Origin of the sequence: Pseudoalteromonas distincta, from assembly GCF_005877035.1 — a bacterium.
Taxonomy (GTDB): Bacteria; Pseudomonadota; Gammaproteobacteria; order Enterobacterales; family Alteromonadaceae; genus Pseudoalteromonas; species Pseudoalteromonas distincta.
Genome location: NZ_CP040558.1, coordinates 2,104,149 through 2,123,241, shown reverse-complemented (window position 1 = coordinate 2,123,241; position 19,093 = coordinate 2,104,149). Strand labels below are relative to the sequence as shown.

Annotated in this window: 19 protein-coding genes and 4 tRNA genes; 12 read left to right on the top strand and 11 right to left on the bottom strand. The window is 39.1% G+C overall.

Annotated features, from left to right (window positions below):
* Positions 1-134 precede the first annotated feature (134 nt).
* From FFU37_RS09390 to FFU37_RS09375, 4 genes are all read right to left on the bottom strand, one after another.
* Positions 135-211: transfer RNA gene (locus FFU37_RS09390), tRNA-Asn, on the bottom strand.
* Between the two features lie 29 nt (positions 212-240).
* A tRNA-Asn gene (locus tag FFU37_RS09385) sits at positions 241-317 on the bottom strand.
* Positions 318-338: 21 nt separating this feature from the next.
* A tRNA-Asn gene (locus FFU37_RS09380) sits at positions 339-415 on the bottom strand.
* A 21-nt stretch (positions 416-436) separates the two neighbouring features.
* A tRNA-Asn gene (locus FFU37_RS09375) sits at positions 437-513 on the bottom strand.
* Between the two features lie 1,051 nt (positions 514-1,564).
* On the opposite strand from FFU37_RS09375, the gene FFU37_RS09370 reads away from it, so the two are divergent.
* The 5 genes from FFU37_RS09370 (at position 1,565) to FFU37_RS09350 (ending at position 7,681) form a co-directional block, all read left to right on the top strand.
* On the top strand, positions 1,565-2,944 hold the full coding sequence (locus FFU37_RS09370; RefSeq protein WP_138489356.1) for an MATE family efflux transporter: 1,380 nt from the start codon (positions 1,565-1,567) through the stop codon (positions 2,942-2,944).
* A complete protein-coding gene (gene uvrB, locus FFU37_RS09365; protein ID WP_039487290.1) occupies positions 2,941-4,935 on the top strand; it encodes an excinuclease ABC subunit UvrB in 1,995 nt (664 codons plus the stop codon). The genes FFU37_RS09370 and uvrB overlap by 4 nt, the downstream gene beginning before the upstream one ends.
* A gap of 2 nt (positions 4,936-4,937) precedes the next feature.
* Positions 4,938-5,876 carry a class I SAM-dependent methyltransferase gene (locus tag FFU37_RS09360; RefSeq protein ID WP_138489355.1) on the top strand — a complete coding sequence of 313 codons (939 nt, stop codon included), beginning with the start codon at positions 4,938-4,940 and terminating at the stop codon, positions 5,874-5,876.
* Positions 5,877-6,557, top strand: a complete 681-nt coding sequence (locus FFU37_RS09355; RefSeq protein ID WP_138489354.1) for a tRNA (adenine(22)-N(1))-methyltransferase — start codon at positions 5,877-5,879, stop codon at positions 6,555-6,557.
* A 101-nt stretch (positions 6,558-6,658) separates the two neighbouring features.
* The gene (locus FFU37_RS09350) at positions 6,659-7,681 is read left to right on the top strand and encodes a hypothetical protein (protein WP_138489353.1); all 1,023 of its coding nucleotides are present in this window, start codon (positions 6,659-6,661) and stop codon (positions 7,679-7,681) included.
* A gap of 4 nt (positions 7,682-7,685) precedes the next feature.
* On the opposite strand, the gene FFU37_RS09345 is transcribed toward FFU37_RS09350, so the two are convergent.
* On the bottom strand, positions 7,686-7,928 hold the full coding sequence (locus FFU37_RS09345) for a hypothetical protein (protein ID WP_010553668.1): 243 nt from the start codon (positions 7,926-7,928) through the stop codon (positions 7,686-7,688).
* A 197-nt stretch (positions 7,929-8,125) separates the two neighbouring features.
* Between FFU37_RS09345 and FFU37_RS09340 the strand changes: the two genes are divergently transcribed.
* Positions 8,126-8,575 (top strand): methyltransferase family protein, encoded by a 450-nt coding sequence (locus FFU37_RS09340; RefSeq protein WP_007378935.1) that lies wholly within the window; start codon positions 8,126-8,128, stop codon positions 8,573-8,575.
* Between the two features lie 93 nt (positions 8,576-8,668).
* Here FFU37_RS09340 and queC read toward each other — a convergent pair whose 3' ends face one another.
* Positions 8,669-9,325 (bottom strand): 7-cyano-7-deazaguanine synthase QueC, encoded by a 657-nt coding sequence (gene queC / locus FFU37_RS09335; RefSeq protein ID WP_002960416.1) that lies wholly within the window; start codon positions 9,323-9,325, stop codon positions 8,669-8,671.
* A 145-nt stretch (positions 9,326-9,470) separates the two neighbouring features.
* Here queC and queE point away from each other — a divergent pair, with 145 nt between their 5' ends.
* The 3 genes from queE (at position 9,471) to FFU37_RS09320 (ending at position 12,934) form a co-directional block, all read left to right on the top strand.
* The gene (gene queE, locus FFU37_RS09330; protein ID WP_024591014.1) at positions 9,471-10,136 is read left to right on the top strand and encodes a 7-carboxy-7-deazaguanine synthase QueE; all 666 of its coding nucleotides are present in this window, start codon (positions 9,471-9,473) and stop codon (positions 10,134-10,136) included.
* A 226-nt stretch (positions 10,137-10,362) separates the two neighbouring features.
* Positions 10,363-11,106 carry a class I SAM-dependent DNA methyltransferase gene (locus FFU37_RS09325; protein ID WP_138489352.1) on the top strand — a complete coding sequence of 248 codons (744 nt, stop codon included), beginning with the start codon at positions 10,363-10,365 and terminating at the stop codon, positions 11,104-11,106.
* 247 nt (positions 11,107-11,353) lie between these two features.
* On the top strand, positions 11,354-12,934 hold the full coding sequence (locus FFU37_RS09320) for an SNIPE associated domain-containing protein (RefSeq protein ID WP_138489351.1): 1,581 nt from the start codon (positions 11,354-11,356) through the stop codon (positions 12,932-12,934).
* Positions 12,935-12,977: 43 nt separating this feature from the next.
* Here FFU37_RS09320 and FFU37_RS09315 read toward each other — a convergent pair whose 3' ends face one another.
* The 3 genes from FFU37_RS09315 to FFU37_RS09305 form a co-directional block, all read right to left on the bottom strand.
* A complete protein-coding gene (locus FFU37_RS09315) occupies positions 12,978-13,163 on the bottom strand; it encodes a hypothetical protein (RefSeq protein WP_239022697.1) in 186 nt (61 codons plus the stop codon).
* A 266-nt stretch (positions 13,164-13,429) separates the two neighbouring features.
* A complete protein-coding gene (gene bcp, locus FFU37_RS09310) occupies positions 13,430-13,909 on the bottom strand; it encodes a thioredoxin-dependent thiol peroxidase (protein ID WP_002963124.1) in 480 nt (159 codons plus the stop codon).
* Between the two features lie 11 nt (positions 13,910-13,920).
* On the bottom strand, positions 13,921-14,454 hold the full coding sequence (locus tag FFU37_RS09305; protein ID WP_007583906.1) for a glycine cleavage system transcriptional repressor: 534 nt from the start codon (positions 14,452-14,454) through the stop codon (positions 13,921-13,923).
* Positions 14,455-14,812: 358 nt separating this feature from the next.
* On the opposite strand from FFU37_RS09305, the gene bamC reads away from it, so the two are divergent.
* On the top strand, positions 14,813-15,874 hold the full coding sequence (gene bamC, locus FFU37_RS09295) for an NlpB/DapX family lipoprotein (protein ID WP_039487313.1): 1,062 nt from the start codon (positions 14,813-14,815) through the stop codon (positions 15,872-15,874).
* Positions 15,875-15,940: 66 nt separating this feature from the next.
* Positions 15,941-17,311: a YjiH family protein gene (locus tag FFU37_RS09290; protein ID WP_138489349.1), complete on the top strand. Its 1,371-nt coding sequence runs from the start codon at positions 15,941-15,943 to the stop codon at positions 17,309-17,311.
* Between the two features lie 52 nt (positions 17,312-17,363).
* Here the strand turns inward: FFU37_RS09290 and FFU37_RS09285 are convergent, their stop codons facing one another.
* Entirely contained in the window at positions 17,364-17,510 is a 147-nt protein-coding gene (locus tag FFU37_RS09285) for a DUF2897 family protein (protein ID WP_138489348.1), read from the bottom strand.
* Between the two features lie 89 nt (positions 17,511-17,599).
* Positions 17,600-18,136: an acyloxyacyl hydrolase gene (locus FFU37_RS09280; protein WP_138489347.1), complete on the bottom strand. Its 537-nt coding sequence runs from the start codon at positions 18,134-18,136 to the stop codon at positions 17,600-17,602.
* A 245-nt stretch (positions 18,137-18,381) separates the two neighbouring features.
* Between FFU37_RS09280 and FFU37_RS09275 the strand changes: the two genes are divergently transcribed.
* Entirely contained in the window at positions 18,382-18,975 is a 594-nt protein-coding gene (locus tag FFU37_RS09275) for an MlaC/ttg2D family ABC transporter substrate-binding protein (protein ID WP_024595677.1), read from the top strand.
* The last annotated feature ends 118 nt before the right edge of the window (positions 18,976-19,093 follow it).

The window sequence follows — 19,093 nt, the reverse complement described above, 5'->3', positions numbered from 1 at the left end:
AATAATCAAAAGGGAAGGAATCAAGTCCTTGATTAATAAACTAAGTACAGCGCATTAAAGAATTAAACTAATGCTTTAGTTATATAAAGAAGAGTAGTGGAAATAGCTTGGAATGTCTATGAAATTCTTAGAATTGGCTCCCCCTCCCCGACTCGAACGGGGGACCTGCGGATTAACAGTCCGTCGCTCTAACCAACTGAGCTAAGGGGGAACTAAAGTGCTGATATTATTATGATGATTTGGCTCCCCCTCCCCGACTCGAACGGGGGACCTGCGGATTAACAGTCCGTCGCTCTAACCAACTGAGCTAAGGGGGAACTACATCATAAACATAAACTTGGCTCCCCCTCCCCGACTCGAACGGGGGACCTGCGGATTAACAGTCCGTCGCTCTAACCAACTGAGCTAAGGGGGAATCGTTTATGGTTGAAAAACTTGGCTCCCCCTCCCCGACTCGAACGGGGGACCTGCGGATTAACAGTCCGTCGCTCTAACCAACTGAGCTAAGGGGGAAGCGTCTTGCCTTTCAACGGGGCGAAATATTAATGACCGAGCCGCAAAGTGTCAACATATAAAAGTCATAAATTGAAAAAAGAGGTTTATTCGTTGTTTTTGTGTTCGATCTGCGTGATTTATAGCTCTATTAAAGCTATTTTTTTGAGAATTTAAGAATACTAATGCGAGTTTTATTATTGTTGAGTCTTTAAATTGGTTAAATTAAACACGCCATTAAAGCCACTTGTAATTAAAAAACAACTCAAAAACATAAAATTTCATTTTTTACTTTGGGGTATTCTTCGTATTTATTTACTTTTTTATTTTAATTTTCTAAAAATATACCTGCACGAATAGTCATAAAAGTATTTTCCCCCTTAATAGTGATCCAATTTTGATCTATAAATTGAGCATTTATTATCTTCGCTCAAAAATAGAACAATCAATAACTTAACTTTGTATTAAACGTTTTTTATTTACTAACGTATAACTATGTTAAGAAGAAAAATCGGCAAGCTTGTGTTTTCAGTGTGAGTTTATAAAAATGCCACAATTAGCAAATCAACAATTGGTTGGACCTCAGCGAAAATTGCGAGTCTCTCAAGGCCTTTATAAATGCGGCTTTGAATGAGTTATCCACGGTTTCTGTGGATAACTCTGTTTATGAAAGTTTAAGAACATCATCGGCACCAATGTTTTAGGGAGCTACAACGATTTCAAGCTTTTAAATCACTATTTTTTATTCATTGTAAAACAGTAGGTTATGTTTTGGTGGCTAATAGATGTAACTCCATGAATGAATTTTTTCGTAACGATAAACCAAGTAGTTGCTTTGTGTAAAAAAGCATCAGATAACACAGGGTGTTTGTAAAAAAAGTTATAAAAATGTGTTTTAATTGTTTTTTGGCGTGTTTAGGCTCTATTTTAACAAAAAGATGTAAAAACTAAGTTTTACTATTTTTTAGAATATTTACTTCCGTAATTACATCAATTGTAGTGATAAATCCGTGGCTTGAACTGCCTTGATGCTTTAAAATGATCCGTTCAGTAAAAGAGGCCTATTTATTTCATGCGCGCAATTTCAAAATCTCAGACTCGCCCAGATTTACTAAACGATCCTATCTTGCCTACATTAAAGACGATGACCATACCGATGATATTCGGCATGATCACACTAATGATGTTCAATATTGTAGACACCTTTTTTATAAGCTTACTTGGCACCGAACCACTAGCTGCCGTGAGCTTTACATTTCCGGTTACTTTTACCGTTATCAGCTTAGCAATAGGGCTGGGGATCGGTACATCAGCAGTAATAGCGAAAGCGCTCGGCAGTAATAAAATTGATGAAGCACGTTTTGATGCCAGTATTTCTTTAATGGTTGGTGTGGTTCTGGTTATTGTGTTGTCATCTGTTGGATATTTACTGATTGACCCCATATTTACTTTGCTAGGAGCGGGGGCGCAAGTATTGCCGTTAATACACGAATACATGAATGTATGGTTTATCGGTAGCGTATTTTTAATAACTCCAATGATTGGTAACTCGGTACTGCGTGCCAGCGGTGATACCAAAACGCCAAGTATAGTAATGGGCGGAGCCGGGCTGATAAACGCCGTGCTTGACCCAATACTTATATTTGGCTTTGGGCCGGTACCCGCGTTAGGAATTCAAGGCGCTGCCATTGCAAGTGTTGTGGCATGGTCGGTCGCTGTGGTTATTATTTTATATATATTAGCGGTTAAAAAACGTTTGTTGAGTCTCAAAGCGGGCAAGCAAACTGTAACTGGCGCTATTCGTAAAATATTAAAAATTGGTTTACCTGCTGCAGGTGCTAACATGCTTACACCCGTTGCAATGGCTGTAATGACCGCCTTAGTAGCGCATCATGGGCCAGAAGCCGTGGCCGCATTTGGAGTGGGAAGCCGGATAGAATCTATTGCAAGTATATTAGTACTTGCGCTATCGATGACATTACCGCCATTTGTGAGTCAAAACTTTGGGGCTGGCAAATTATGCCGTGTTAAAGAAGCGTATACCGGCACACTAAAATTTGTGATGGTATGGCAATTTGCCATTTACGTATTACTAATTGCATTTTCAGGTGTAATAAGCCAATTATTTGGTAAAGAACAAGCCGTAATAGATGTAATTAAGCTCTTTATTTATACCATCCCACTAAGCTATGGCTTACAAGGGGTGATCATATTATCAAACTCATCGTTTAATGCTTTACACAAACCAATGAACGCATTGGTACTAAGCGTTATTCGTTTATTCATATTTTATGTACCATTTGCTTATATCGGCAACGAAATAGCCGGATTATTAGGGTTATTTATAGGCGCTGCCATAGGTAATTTATTTACAGCAATAGTGGCATATAAATGGTTTATGAAAAAACTAGAAGCGCTGAGCGGCGAATCGTTACAGGAGTGCAATAATTGAGCGACCATTTTCAGTTAAAATCACATTTCAAACCAGCAGGCGATCAGCCTACCGCCATTAAACAGCTATGCGAAGGGTTAGAAGCGGGGCTTGCACACCAAACGTTATTAGGTGCCACCGGTACAGGTAAAACCTTTACTATGGCCAATATTATTAGCGATTTAAATCGTCCAACAATAATAATGGCGCACAATAAAACATTGGCTGCGCAGCTATACGGCGAGATGAAAGAGTTTTTTCCTAAAAACGCGGTTGAATACTTTGTATCGTATTACGATTACTACCAGCCAGAAGCCTATGTTGTATCTAGCGACACATTTATTGAAAAAGATGCTTCGATAAATGAGCACATAGAGCAAATGCGCTTAAGTGCGACCAAAGCATTGCTTGAGCGTCGCGACACCATTATTGTGGCATCGGTATCGGCTATTTATGGTTTGGGTGACCCTAAATCGTACATGAAAATGATGCTACTTTTAAAAGTGGGCGAAAAAGTCGATCAACGCGACATGCTACGCCGCCTTGCTGAAATACAATATACCCGCAATGATATAGATTTTAGCCGAGGTACATACCGTGTACGTGGCGAAGTAGTTGATATATTCCCAGCAGAATCAGACACTTTTGCTGTACGTGTAGAAATGTTTGATGATGAAATAGAACGCTTAAGTATTTTTGACCCGCTTACCGGTGCAATTGAAAAGCACATAGTGCGCGCTACTATTTATCCTAAAACGCACTATGTTACCCCGCGTGAAAAAATACTTGGCGCTATCGAAAAAATAAAAGAAGAACTAAAAGAGCGACGCGCCCAGTTACTCAGTGCAAACAAGTTAGTAGAAGAGCAACGTGTAGCACAGCGAACGCAATACGATATAGAAATGATGACCGAGCTAGGTTATTGCTCGGGTATAGAAAACTACAGCCGCTATTTATCGGGGCGTACGCCAGGCGATCCACCGCCAACATTGCTTGATTACCTACCTGATGACGCATTAATGATTATTGATGAATCGCATGTAACCGTATCGCAAATTGGTGCAATGTATAAAGGCGACAGAAGCCGTAAAGAAAACCTTGTTGAGTATGGTTTTAGAATGCCATCCGCAATGGATAATAGGCCACTGCGTTTTGAAGAATTTGAAGCCATAGCACCACAAACTATTTATGTATCGGCAACGCCTGGCGACTTTGAGTTAGAGCGCTGTGCGGGTGAAATAGCAGAGCAAGTAATTCGCCCAACAGGGCTGCTCGACCCACTTATAGAAGTACGTCCTGTGGGCGATCAGGTTGATGATTTACTCTCAGAAATATACAAAAGTGTGGAGAAGGGCGAACGCGTACTGGTAACTACACTTACTAAACGTATGTCTGAGGATTTAACAGACTACCTAAGCGAGCATAATGTAAAAGTACGTTACTTACATTCAGACATTGATACCGTTGAGCGCGTAGAAATAATTCGTGACTTACGAGCTGGCGTGTTTGATGTGTTAGTGGGCATTAACTTACTGCGAGAAGGCCTTGATATGCCAGAGGTGGCACTTGTTGCCATACTTGATGCTGACAAAGAGGGTTTTTTACGCTCGGCTCGCTCGCTGATACAAACCATTGGCCGTGCTGCGCGTCACTTAGATGGCCGCGCTATTTTATATGGCGACAGAATTACAAAATCAATGGCAAAAGCCATGGACGAAACAGCACGCAGACGCGAAATTCAGCATGCATACAACGTTGAGCACGGTATAGAGCCTCATGCTCTGGCTAAAAAAATACTTGATGTAATGGATGTAGGCGAAGAAGCGGCTCCTAAAGACAACCTTAAACTTATTCGTAAAGAGTCTAAAAAGGTACTTAGTGCGAAAGAAATTGCCGTGCAAATTAAGCAGCTTGAAACCAAAATGCATGCATACGCAAGCGACCTAGAATTTGAAAAAGCGGGCTCTGTTCGCGATGAAATACATGAACTACAACAACAGTTGATTAATTAAAAATGACAGCAAACTTTACACCTCTTATTACTGCGCTTGAAGACGCGCCAATTTTAAAAAATGAACTGTGTCGTGTTTTTCATGGCCGAGGCCACAGCGTCGAAGCATTAAGCCATATTAATTTAGACTTTTACCCGCCAAGTTTATTTTTGGTTTCGTACGACGAAATTGACGAGCAAACACTAAGCGAGCTCACCAATGTTGTGTGGCAGTGGGCGCAAGAAAACCAGCCAGAGCTTATTACGTCACTTGTGTACCAGCAACGTGCTGGCGTACAAAGCCAAAACACTGTGGTTTATGGGCAATTACCTAACCCACATGTTGTAACCGAAAATGGCATTCGCTTTTTGGTTGATTTACAGAGCCGCCAAAATACCGGAATATTTCCCGATATGCGTAGCGGCCGTGAATTTGTAATGGCTAACAGCAAGCATGGCAAAGTGCTTAATTTGTTTTCGTATACATGTGGGTTTTCGCTTGCCGCCATGCAAGGCGGTGCAGATCATGTGATGAACATGGATATGAGCAAAGGCGTGCTTAAAGTCGGCAAGCAAAACCATCAACTAAATGGTTTTGAGCGCGGCGTCAGTTTTTTACCTCACGATATTTTAAAATCGTTTGGAAAACTAAAAAAAGCAGCCCCGTTTGATTTAATAATAGTTGATCCGCCAAGCTTTCAAAAAGGCAGCTTTATATTAACTAAAGACTATCAAAAAGTGCTGCGCAGGTTGCCAGAGCTACTTTGCGATACCACACAATTGCTATTGTGTGCGAATAGCCCAGAGCTTAGCGAAGATGCGTTTAAAGCATTAATAAACGAGAACACCCAAGGCGCAATTGAATTTGTTGAGCGCCTAGCCCCCACCGAGCGTTTTATTGAAGTAGACAGCGACAAAAGTTTAAAAGCGCTTGTCTATAAAACGTCACAAATACCTGCTTAAATGAAGCTCAGTAAACGCCTAACTGCCATTGATACATTAATTTCGCAGCATCACGATATTATTTGGGATTGTTGCTGCGACCATGGTTATTTAGGCATGGCGCTATTAAAACGCGCAGCTGCAAACCACGTTATTTTTGTAGATATAGTCGCCACTTTAATGAACGATTTAGAAGCGCAATTATCATCTATTAATAAATTACAAAAAACCTGTGATAAAAACCCGCAGTGGCAGGTCTTATGTCAGGATGTAGGCAAAATAGAAATTGCTCAAAGTAAAAGCCAAGTAGTTGTAATAGCTGGTGTTGGCGGTGAGCTGTTGTTAAGTTTAGTACAACAAATTATTGCTAATAACGCAGTGGAGCATTTAAATAATGTTCGGTTTATTTTATGCCCCGTGCATCACACTTATAAGTTGCGAGTAGGTTTAAAACAACTTGGTTTAGGGCTTATAAGTGAACAAATAGTTTACGACAACAAACGTTTTTATGAAGTGATTGAAGTGAGCTTTAGTACCAATAATGGGATTAGCCATACCGGCAAAAAAATGTGGGACTTTGCTAGTACAGAGCACGTTATGTATCAACGGCAACTCATAAATCATTATAATAAAATGCTCAATAAAGATAAGCCATACTATCAAAAAGTTATAACAGACTATCAAGAACTCACCGATAGTTAAAAAAGCCCAAAAGTAGGGCGTACATGTGATCTAATTACGACATTGACGACGTAATGTGTTCATAGTTTATATCGCACAACGCGAGTTTATTTGGTTTATTTATGTCAGATAACAAGAGTCACATTAATCATTTGCTTAGCAATGAGCAAAAATGGCAACACAGTTACGAGCAACCTATTTCTTATGCACCCCTTGTGCAATTGGCTAATAGTAATTGGGTGGTGCCACAGCATTTTTTACGTTACAAGCACACGCTTCAAAGCGTAAACGAAGTACTTGAGAGTATTGAATTTTCGGCTCACTTTAGAGTGCTTGCTGCACAAAAAGGTGAAGAAATTTACCTGCAAGTAGCAGTGCTGAGCCCTGATAACTACCAAAAAAGCGCATCTACTAATGAAGTCAAAGCTAAAAAACTATTATTTGGCAGACGCTGGATTGTAGAGGAAAACTTACCTACCTCAGAGCTTATTCAAACCGCATTTTTAGCGTTAAAAGTAGCGCGAGAACATGAAGTAAGAGAGCTTTTTCAGTTAATGCAAAGCGGCGCAACAAGCACGCCATTTAACAATCACCACGACTTACCTGTAATGGCGCAAAACCCTGAACTTGTTAAAAGCGAAGCGGTTACAAGTAACGTTGATGAAGTGCTTAAACGTATTGTATTTGCAGGAAAAAGTATTGAGCTTAAAAGTCAGCAGCAAGTAGCCGAGCAACATTTATATACTGTTGAACTGTTGTGTGAGGATTGCCAGCTTAGCGAGTTTAATAAAAAAACAATTGCGTTTTTAACAGCAGACTCATCCGCTAATAGTTTTTTACACGGCTTAATTGCGGCATTGGTGGCCACAAGTAATGACTACGTAAACGAGCAGTTTAAATACAAAGGTTTTGCCCGCTTTAGTAAGCACGTTGCAGTTGAACAAATAGGTAATCTAAGTATCGCTATGCGCTCGCCAAGTACCGTAGGGCTTTGCTCTATGGGTAAGCAACATGCTAATCAGTTAAATTTTGAGATAGACAGTGGGCGAGCACCACAGGGCTGCGGGCAAGCTATTGGTGGGTTTTTAGCTGCCCACGGCATTGAGCAGCCAGAAAATGCGCATTTATATCCAAATTACTTATAACAACTTAAAGTTTATTAATTTCATCTTTAACGTTAAAGCTTGAATCAGTAACAATAGCCTCAAGTGTTTGTACACGCTCTTTTAATGCAAGCACTTGTGCGTTTGTTTCAGCTAGTTGTTTATGGGCATCGCTGTTGTTGTTTTGCATTTTATGCTTAAACTCAAGATGCTTTTTATACATATCGTAAACTACTCCTGAGCCAACCGAAATTAGCACAATAAGTACAATCATCGTAGTTCCAGACATAACCTCATTCCTTATCATTTTATTATTCGTTTATGGTTAAAGTATAACCTTTAAGCGCTTTTGATAAAGCTGACAATTGTAACTTAATTTGTATACTTTATTTAATTCAGCTTTGAGCGTGTTCATCATTTATACACTTAAGATATTGTTTAATAGCTACTTAAATAAACATACTTTAGTTAATACAGTGAGTTGCCATGTTAAATAATAAAATACCTCCCGTTATTGTTGTGCTGTTTTTTGCAGGCATAATGGCGCTTATTGCGCATTACAGTGTTATTGATTTTACCGCATTTATTACCTACTTAGCAGCAAGTTTGGTCATTATTGGGTGTGTTTTTTGTATTGCAGGTGTGGCGAGCTTTAAAATAGCAAACACCACAGTAAATCCTAATAAACCTGAGCAAGCATCAAAACTTATTACGAGCGGCATTTATAAAATTTCGCGTAACCCAATGTACGTAGGTTTTGCATTTATTTTAGCAGGGTGGGGTGTTTGGTTAAGTTCCTTGTGGGCGCTTTTATGTATTATCGGGTTTATTGCCTATTTAACATTTTTTCAAATAATACCCGAGGAGCGTGCGCTCACTAAATTATTTGGCGAAGAGTTTACCGCTTACAAAGCGCGCGTAAAACGCTGGCTGTAATCAATATCATTGACTTAAAACCGGACAAACAAAAAAGGCTATCGATGATAGCCTTTTTTGTTTGCAGCAATTGTATTACTAATTAATTGCGGCTTATTCGTATTCTAACGGGTCTGTAATGTTATTTAGTGCAAATGCTTCAAGGCGTTCTTGGCACGCGCCACATTTACCACAGGCCTTTTCACGGCCGTTATAACAGGTCCACGTTTGGCTGTAATCTAAACCCATTTCAATACCGTCGGTTAAAATACCAATTTTAGTATTATTTAAATACGGGCTAAAAATTTCTACCGCGTCGTAGTTAGCAATACGACACACATCATCCATTTTTTGCACAAATTCAGGACGGCAATCAGGGTAAATAGCATGATCCCCAGAATGAGCGCCGTAATAAACTTGGCTAGCTTTAAGTGATACCGCGTAGCCAACAGCAAGCGAGAGCAAAATCATATTACGATTAGGTACAATCGTACTTTTCATGCTTTCTTCTTCGTAATGGCCTTCAGGTACGTCAATATCATCAGTAAGTGATGAGCCACCAATAAGTTGGTTAATCGCCGAAATATCAACAATTTTATGTGGAACGTTTAATTTTTCACACACACTTGCCGCTACTTTAAGCTCTTTTACATGACGCTGACCATAGTCAAATGAAAGGGCATATACATCATGGCCTTGTTGCAGGGCTTTATTTAATACGGTAAATGAGTCCATACCGCCGGAATAAATAACAACTACTTTTTGCGTCATATCTGTTTTGCTCTTAGTTTTAATAGAGGTTTATATCAGGGCGCGATATACTACACGGCCGCAGCTTAAATAACAATTTTTGCACAGCGCTTTTTGGTTTTTTAATAGTAGCAATTTGGCTGCTAGGTAGTAAGTGAGATCTCTTTTGTACAAAATTAATGAAGTGTTTGAAACCATTCAAGGTGAAGCTAGCTTTACTGGCACACCCTCAATATTTTTACGTCTGCAAGGCTGCCCAGTAGGTTGCTCTTGGTGCGACACTAAGCAAACGTGGGATGTTGATAATGTATATAAAGTATCGCTGGATGAAACCGTAGAAAAAAAAGCCGACTCAGATCATTGGGCTAACGCCAGTGCAGAGCAAATTTTAGCGCTGTTTCAATCACGTGGTTACACCGCAAAGCATGTTGTAATTACTGGCGGCGAGCCATGCATGTTTGATTTAAATCCAGTATGTAACTTATTACATGAACACGGTTTTAGCACACAAATAGAAACCAGCGGCACGTTTGAAATACTCGCCCCAGAGCAAACATGGGTAACGGTATCGCCAAAAATCAATATGCGCGGCGGTTATGAAGTACTTACCAGCGCGATGAAGCGTGCCAACGAAATTAAACACCCCGTTGCCATGCAAAAGCACGTAGAAGAGCTAGAAGAATTATTTGCTAAAACAGGCGTTAACCCAAAGCTTGTTTATTTACAGCCAATTAGCCAAAAAGTATCAGCAACAAAATTAGCAATCGACACCTGTATTGCCAAAAACTGGCGCCTATCAATACAAGTACATAAGTATTTAGGAATTAGTTAAAGCCAGCTTAAAGTTATATTACGTATGTTGGGTAGAGCGAAGCTAAACCCAACAAACCTCTACTTCCGCACCATTTTCTAATAACGTTTTATAATATTTAAATACGTAGGTCGGATAAGCGAAGCACCACCCGACAACCTTAAAGCTCATATCTTCTTCGCTAATAGCCATAACTAGTTTACTATGCGCGACTTAAAAATATTCTACTACTTACCACTAGGCTTATATGTCCGCAAATGCGCTTTACACCGACCTTTCTGATTACTACGACTTAATGTGTGCAGATATTAATTATCAAGCCCAAAGCAATTCTATTCACAGGCTGCACCAAATTTTTGGTAATGGCGCAAACACCCATCTCGATTTAGCGTGTGGCACCGGCCCGCATGTGCGCCACTTTATTGATAACGGTTATAAAAGTAGTGGGCTTGATTTAAACCAGCCAATGCTAGATAAAGCAAAAACGCGCTGCCCAGAAGCGCAATTTTCGTTGCAAAACATGAGTGAATTTAAGGTAACTGAGCACGTGGATTTGATTACCTGCTTTTTGTATTCAATCCACTACTGCGACGGCATTAATAAGCTAAAAGAATACCTTGCCAGCATACACAGCGCATTAAACGTAGGTGGAATATTTTGCTTTAACACGGTTGATAAAAACAAAATCTACAGCGATTCATTTGTAGAGCACACAGCAACAAGCGAAAATAGCTTCTTCACATTTCGCTCTGGCTGGCACTATAGTGGCAGCGGTAGTAAACAGTTATTAAAACTCAGCATAGAAAAAACCACCGCAGATAAAACACTCGTATGGCACGACGAGCACCCAATGGTGGCTTTTAGTTATACCGAGCTTAAAGAAGCCTTAAAACCGTACTTCGAAATCCACATATTTGAACATGACTACGACAAAATAACCCCATGGGCACAGCGCTCAGGCAACGCCATTTTTGTCTGCGTAAAAATTTAAGGCAAACGCGTAGGTTGGGTAGAGCGTAGCGAAACCCAACGAGCTCCAACGACCTCCAATACCCACACCCAATAACCCCCGCATTATATATTTGAAAGCGTAGGTCGGATAAGCGAAGCGCCATCAGACACAGTAACTTATTTGAGTTTCGGCGCGTAAAATTCTGTATATTAATTTCAGTTTCATCGACTCTAAAATATATGCTACTTTCAAATAGTGGATTAAATAATGATAAAAGGAATTTAAAATGGAACTCTCTGCATCAATTCTTCTACTAATAATTACCATATTGATTTGTCTTGGTTGGTACAACCATACAAAAAATTTAAAAATACAGTTTAAAAAAAATATTAAGGCATTAACTGATTCTTTAGCTTTAGCGCGAGAAGAAGCTAAAAAGCAATCATTGAAAAATAAAGAACTAACTGAGAAATATAGCCCAATCATTCAAGCTGAAGCTTACTCTCAAACTTTATTAGATGAAGCGGAACTAAAAGCAAATGCTATAAAGCAAACTGCTGAAAATTTAGCTAATGAAGTTAAAAATGAATCTATTACTTTAAGTGAGTCATTAAAGGAACAAAGGTTAGAGGGGAGCTTAAGACTTCGAGAAGCGAAGGAAAAAGCAGAAAAAATTAGGTTGGATGCTAATCAAGAAGCTGACCGTATTACTTTATTCGCAGAGCAAAGGGCTAAAGAGATTGCGGGTGATGCTTATGAAGCGAAAGAAAAAGCTAATACCTACGAGCAAGCAATAAAAGCAATGCGAAATACCATCGAAGGCTATAAGGACGACTATATCATTCCTAATCACTCAGTTTTAGATGATTTAGCTGAGGATTTTGGTCATAAAGAAGCTGGAGCAGAGCTAAAGTCAATACGACAAAATATTAGACAAATGATAAAAGAAGGATTTGCTGGAGATTGTGACTATGTTGAACAACATAGAAAAACATATGCAATCCATTTTGTAGTAGATGCATTTAACGGGAAAGTAGATAGTGCTTTATCTAAAGTAAAACATGATAATTTTGGGAAAATAAACCAAGAAATACTAGATGCGTTCGCATTAGTTAACCACAATGGCGTTCCTTTTAGAAAAGCTAGAATTAATGAAAAATACCTTAATGCACGTTTAATCGAACTAAAGTGGGCTGTAGCTACAAGTGAATTAAAAAAAATCGAACGTGAAGAGCAAGCAGAAATTAAAGCTCAAATTAGGGAAGAAGAAAAGGCTCTAAGAGATATTGAGAAAGCAAAGAGAGAAGCCGAAAAAGAAGAACGCTTACTTCAGAAAGCTTTGAAAAAAGCACGAGAAGAACTTTCTACTGCAAATGATGAGCAGCGGGCCGATTATGAAGCGAAATTACTTGATCTAGAGAAACAATTAAAAGAAGCGGAAGATAAAGGTCAAAGAGCTATGTCGATGGCACAGCAAACCCGAAGAGGGCATGTATACGTAATAAGCAATGTAGGCAGTTTTGGTGAAGAGGTATTCAAAATTGGTATGACCCGAAGACTTGAGCCTATGGATCGTGTCAAAGAACTGGGCGATGCTTCTGTTCCTTTTTCCTTTGATGTTCATGCGATGATATTTAGTGAAGATGCGCCATCTTTAGAAAAAGAACTCCATCGCCGTTTTGATATTTACTCAGTGAATAAGATAAATTCAAGGAAAGAATTTTTCAAAACTACAATATCAGAAGTTAAGAAAGCTGTAGAGGGCAATGGGATTAAAGACGTTCATTGGACTTTAAAAGCTGAAGCTTCTGAGTACCGTGAGAGTTTAGCAATAGAGAAAAACTTACAATGTAATGCGGTTGCTTAACTATTTCTTATTTAGTTTCATGTATTAAGACAGAGTAGGTGAATTAGTTTTTCTCATCAATCTCTTTCCCGCAATTATAACAGTCGTTAGTTGGGAGCTTATAACTAGAAATAGAGCGCATTACTTGGTTTTTCTTACAGGCAGGGCAGGCGTAATTAATTACAGAGATTATAAGCGCAATAGCAAAAACAAAACTACCGATATAAAACGGGTTTGAGTAAAATTGCATACTTGGCTCTGAAAAGTTAAAACCGATAATACAGATGATTAAGGCAGTTAAATAAAGTTTAAATTTTAGGCTTTTATTCAAGATTTAAATATCCAATTGGCAAGGTGCTAATAATAAGTGCTTTGGCAGTTTTAACAAATTATTTACTCAATTACTATTTAAGTTTTTATATAGCGCAAATGTATAGGCATAAAAAAGCGTTACCCTTGAGCAACGCTTTTCTGTATTTATCTAATAGCTGGTAGCTAACTTACTGTGCCGCTAGCTTATTCTGCAGCTAAATAGTCCAAAACTACTTGATGGTGATCTTTGGTTTTAAACTTATCAAATAGGTGTTTTATTTTACCGTCTTGGCCTACTAAAAACGTTAGGCGGTGAATACCATCGTATTCTTTACCCATAAACTTTTTGTAGCCCCATACACCAAATGCTTCTGCAATGGCGTGGTCTTCATCGGCTAATAAATCAAAATTAAGCTCTTTTTTAGTTTCAAAGTTTTTAAGGCGCTTAATTGGATCTGGGCTAATACCTACAACGCGGGTATTAAATTTAGCAAGCTGTGCTTGCTCATCGCGTAGGTTTTCGGCTTGTACAGTACAGCCCGGCGTTGACGCTTTAGGGTAAAAGTACACAAGCACTTGTTGCTCTTTTAACAGCTCGCTTAATGTTACTGTTTCGTCGTTTTGGTTTTGTAGGCTAAAAGCGGGTGCAGTATCGCCAGCTTGTAATGGACTAATTGTGTTCATGTTTAGCATCCTTAACGAATTCGTTTAAAAATATAATCTACGTTTAGCGTGTGAGAAAGGCTCTCAAAACTAATTTTAAATTGATCTATGTCTACATCAACAGGTATGTTGAATTCAAGTTCACAACGCATTTTAATGTTGTCTTCTTGGGAATAAGTGTCTGACTTAAGTGAGCAAATACTAATATTATTGTCGGCAAAAAAGCGCGTTACTTTGCTCAATGTGCCAGGGGTGTCTATGCCTGTGTATTCTAGTGTGTAACCTGCACAAAACTCGCTAGGAGTATGACTTGCTGTACGCTTCATCATGGTTAGCAGGCCAAGTTCCATGGCTTTAGTGGGCAGTACGTGCTCTATGCGGCTTATTGCCGACATGTCGCCGCTAAGTAGCATTATGAAGGTAAATTCGCAGCCTAAAATAGCAATACGGCTGTCAATAATGTTGCAGTGGCAATCGCTAACCAGTTGGGTTAGTTCACTTACTATACCGGGTCTGTCTTCGCCAATCGCTGTTAAAACAATTTGATGATTTGAAAATGCAGTCATGAGTTCAAATACCTTGTTACTTGGATTATATCAACCGAGTTGGCAACACCAAAAATACACACGAGAAGTTGCACGGCGGCGAAGTTTAACACAAAAAGGGCTCTAAACTACAGCACACGCTAATTAAGCGCTTTTAAAGTGCGGTGTTTCTTGTTTTTACTGGCACGGGAAAGTACCATAGCTAAAATTTGCTTATTTGCGCTTAGTTGCTTACTAAGTTGAAGTGCTGAACTTTATTGCATTTAGGCAGCCAAATAATAAATGTAAAGTTAATATTGATTTTACACTGAACCAAATCGGTATTACCCACTCATATATTTGTTAAAACAATTAAAGGGTATGCTAAGGAGAAATATCTGTGCAGTATTGGATCCCAAAAGCACTTGCAGTAAGTGTATTGGTAAGTTTATCAGGGTGTAGTGTATTTATTAATAAGGCACATGACGAGCGTAATTATCGTACGCATGAGCCTGTAAAAGCACCAGCGTCGTTATCTCAACCAGCTCAAGACCCAGTTTATAAAATGGATGTAGGTCAATACGACAATAATCCTGAAGCTACAAATTACCGCCCACCGGCACAAGTATTAACAATTGCGAAAGGCAGTTGGGTAGAAGAGACAGATAAACAAGCGCGTATTTATTTTGATAAAAACGATGGCATTGCTGATTTAGATGAGTTTCTTTGGGATACGATTAAATCTGTCCTCGCTGATAATAATGCAGGAACTACTAAAGAAGATAAGCTACTTGGTATTATTGAAACTGATTGGTACTCAATCATTAAAACCGAAGAAGGTTTTTGGTGGTGGGGCGATGAAGTTAACGATGATTTAGAAAAGTTTAGATTCACTATTGAAGAAAAATCACATCAACGCACTGCGTCTTTACGTGTAGAGCTGATTGATTTTAAAGGTGATAAAACGCTAACAGACTTACTCAAGCAGCAGCTAGAAGTACGTGCGCTTAACCAAGTAGTGAGCGAGTTTGATTACCGTTACCGTCAACTTGAAGTTGATATGCGTAAACGCCAAGGTATTATTTCTCTTGAAATGGGCTTTGATAATAAAGGTAATGCAGCACTTGTAACTGAGCAATCTTACGACGCTGTGTTTGACCGTTTCTCTGGATTCTTAGAGCGCTTGTCGTTCTCTATTGTTGAAATTAACCCAGATACGGGCTTAATTACTGCAGATTATACTAAACCAGAAACAAGCGTTTGGGATTCAATTTGGGGTGATGACGTAGCTCAACTACCTATTGATGAAGGCCAATACCAAATTTTAGTAAGCAAAACTAAAGAAGGCGGTACTAGCTTAACGTGGATGGATGATAAAGGCGAAACGCTTGAGCCAGGTACTATGAATGGTTTACAACAAGCATTAGAAGCAGCACTCATTCAGCGCGGCATTAAAATTTAAATAATAATAAGTTTTACCACAAAAAGAGCGCTATGCTCTTTTTGTGGTTTTTATAGGTTAAACAATATGTCTCAGCTACCTGAACGTTCACACTATACGTGGCGCACTTGGTTTACTTTTTTGGTTCCTTCGTTAATTGGTGTGTTTTTATTTATGACACCCATTAGTACTTCGCAAGGGATGACCATTCCTATTGCCGTTATGGCAAAAGCGGTTCAAGCAATGATGCTTGGCTCTGCTCAAGCAATTATTACCCTCATTATTTGTATTACAGGGGTTATTTCTGTAATTACTAAAGTGTTTAAACCCGCCGCTATATGTAACTCACCTTTGTTAAAGCATTTATTTGATGTGAGCTGGACATGGCTGGTGGTGCGCTTATTTGGTATGGCGTTTGGTTTAATGACGTACCTAAGCCTAGGCAGCGAGATGATTACCTCGGCCAATACTGGCGCGCTGGTATTAAATGACTTATTGCCTGTGTTGTTTTCGGTATTTATTTTAGCGGGCTTATTACTGCCGCTATTAATTAACTTTGGTCTATTAGAGCTTGCTGGTACGTTAATGACCAAAGTAATGCGCCCTGTATTTGGTGTACCAGGTAGAAGCGCGGTTGACTGTACTGCGTCGTGGTTAGGTGATGGCAGTGTGGGTATTTTGATGACTGCAAGGCAGTACGATCAAAAGCATTATACACAACGCGAAGCGGCTATTATTGGTACTACGTTTTCAGCGGTTTCAATTACATTTAGTTTAGTGGTGCTTGGGCAAGTTAAACTTGAATACCTATTTGCTCCGTTTTACGCAACGGTATGTTTAGCCGGTATTGTTGCCGCTATTATTGTGCCGCGATTACCGCCACTGCGCTTTAAAAAAGATTTACTCATTGATGGCACTGAGCCAGATAGAGACGCAGAAACAATTCCGGGTCATAAAACTTTATTTGGCCATTCGTTAGATGTTGCACTAGCTAAAGCAGATAATTCAACGGGTGTTAAAGGCACTATAAAAGAGGGCGTACATAACGCGCTTGATATGGTGTTTGGTGTGTTACCTGTAGTTATGGCGGTAGGCACATTTGCACTGATCATTGCTGAGCATACGCCTATATTTCAGTATTTAGGTATGCCGTTTGTGCCATTTTTAGAGCTATTGCAAGTACCCGAAGCAGCCGCAGCGTCGCAAACTATTATGGTAGGCTTTGCTGATATGTTTATTCCGTCAATATTAGCAGCAGGGACTATCGAAAGTGACGTAACGCGCTTTATTATTGCCGCAATGAGTGTAACTCAGCTTATTTATATGTCTGAGGTAGGTGCACTTTTACTTGGCAGTAAAATACCGGTAAATATTTTAGAGCTATTTATTATATTTATTTTGCGAACGCTAATTACTTTACCTGTTATTGCGCTAATGGCGCATTGGCTAGTAGGCTAAATTAGCAAAAATATATTTAGCGAATTGGTATTATTGAAAAAGCCCTGATTGATCAGGGCTTTTTTGTGTCTGTTGTATTTTTTATATTGGCGTTGGGCTTTATAAACTCCTGTTTTGCAGAGAGTCTAATCAGCGCAATATTACCAATGATAATGGCAAGAACAACAGCGACAATAATTACAATATGCCAAGTTTGCATCGCAGTATCACTTAATATTTAGTACGTTTAAGTGTGACCGCTTTGCGCTATAACAGCAATTAATTTACTCAAAAATACAATCAATAACGTTAAAAACGTCTCGCTACCGAAAGCGTTAAAAAGTTAAGCCCAGGGTTTGGCTCTTTAAAGCCTGCGTTTGAATAGTGAATAACGCGAAGGGCAACATTGGTGTGGCCAAAATCGGCTACAAGCCCTATGCGGTCTTCAAACTGGTAGTGAGTACTTATGTTTTTTCCGGCAAACTGCGTTTCATCAATCAGTGATACACCAATGCCTGCTTCTACATAAAATGGGGTGTTGTTAAAACTAAAAGCAGGAAATTGCAGTACAGGTGACATAGCAAGTACTAGGTTTGATTGTGTTTCATCGCCGTGGCGGTATTCCCACATGTTTACGCTGGTTTCAAAGTAAAAGCGTGCATCACCAATAATGTTTTGCATACCAGGTGCATGATACTGATACGCAAGCTTAACGCCGTTTACGTTACCTTCGCCTTTGAGAAAGTCAACGGCATAACCGTGGTCCGATTGAGCAAAAGCAAGCTTGCCAAAAAGTGAAACTACTAATACAAAAGAGATAATAAGTGTTTTAAGTGACGTTTTCATAGGTGCCAAATGTTTGTTTGATTTAAGTTGATAACTAAATGATAAGGGCGGCCTGTTAACAATTACAATGAGGACAAAATGCCGGTTGTATATGAGCTGTTAATGGAGTTTTCTAACTGCTTGAATTTATTTTATTTATTTGATTGGTGCTAATTGAGCATTAATAAGTTGCTTATTTGTGCCTTTTTTATTGCGTATAGTTCGCGTAAATTACAGCCATCTTAATCACACAGACATATACAATTATGAAACTCTTTAAACTATTCGTTTTAGCCACTGCTTTTTTTAGCAGTTCGTTATTTGCACAAGCTCAGCAATCACCAGATCAGTTACTTGAATCGGTAGCCGACAAGCTTTTTGCAGATATTGGCCAAGTAAACTCAAAAGGTACAGCCAGCAAAGACGCGATGGCTGCCATTGTTGAAAAACGTTTAATGCCACATATTGACGTTAAGTTTGTGTCGTTTAAATTATTAGGTAAACACATTAAAGGTATTGAGCGCGAGCAAGCTGTTCAATTTATAGATGCAGTAGAGCATTACTTAACAGGCACATACGCCGGTGCACTAATGAAGTACACGGGTCAAAAAGTAGTATTTGAGCGTAATAACGCAAAAAGTGACTCTGAGTACGCAACAGTTAATACGCAAATTATTGAGCCAAATGCGCCTACTATCGACTTAAGCTTTAAGCTTCGTTTAGGTAAAAACAATGAGTGGAAAGTATACGATATTGTTGCTGAAGGCATTTCACTATTAAGTGCTAAACAAAAAGAGATTATTCAACGCATTTCTGATGTGGGTTTAGAGCAAGTTATTAGCGAGTTAAAAAGTAAATAGGCTATTTGTCTGGCTCTGATTAAGCCCAACTCCAACCTCAAAAACGGCCAATTACTTATGTACTTGGCCGTTTTTATATTTTTGCTAAGGACAATACCAATCCACAGTAATACTTAAT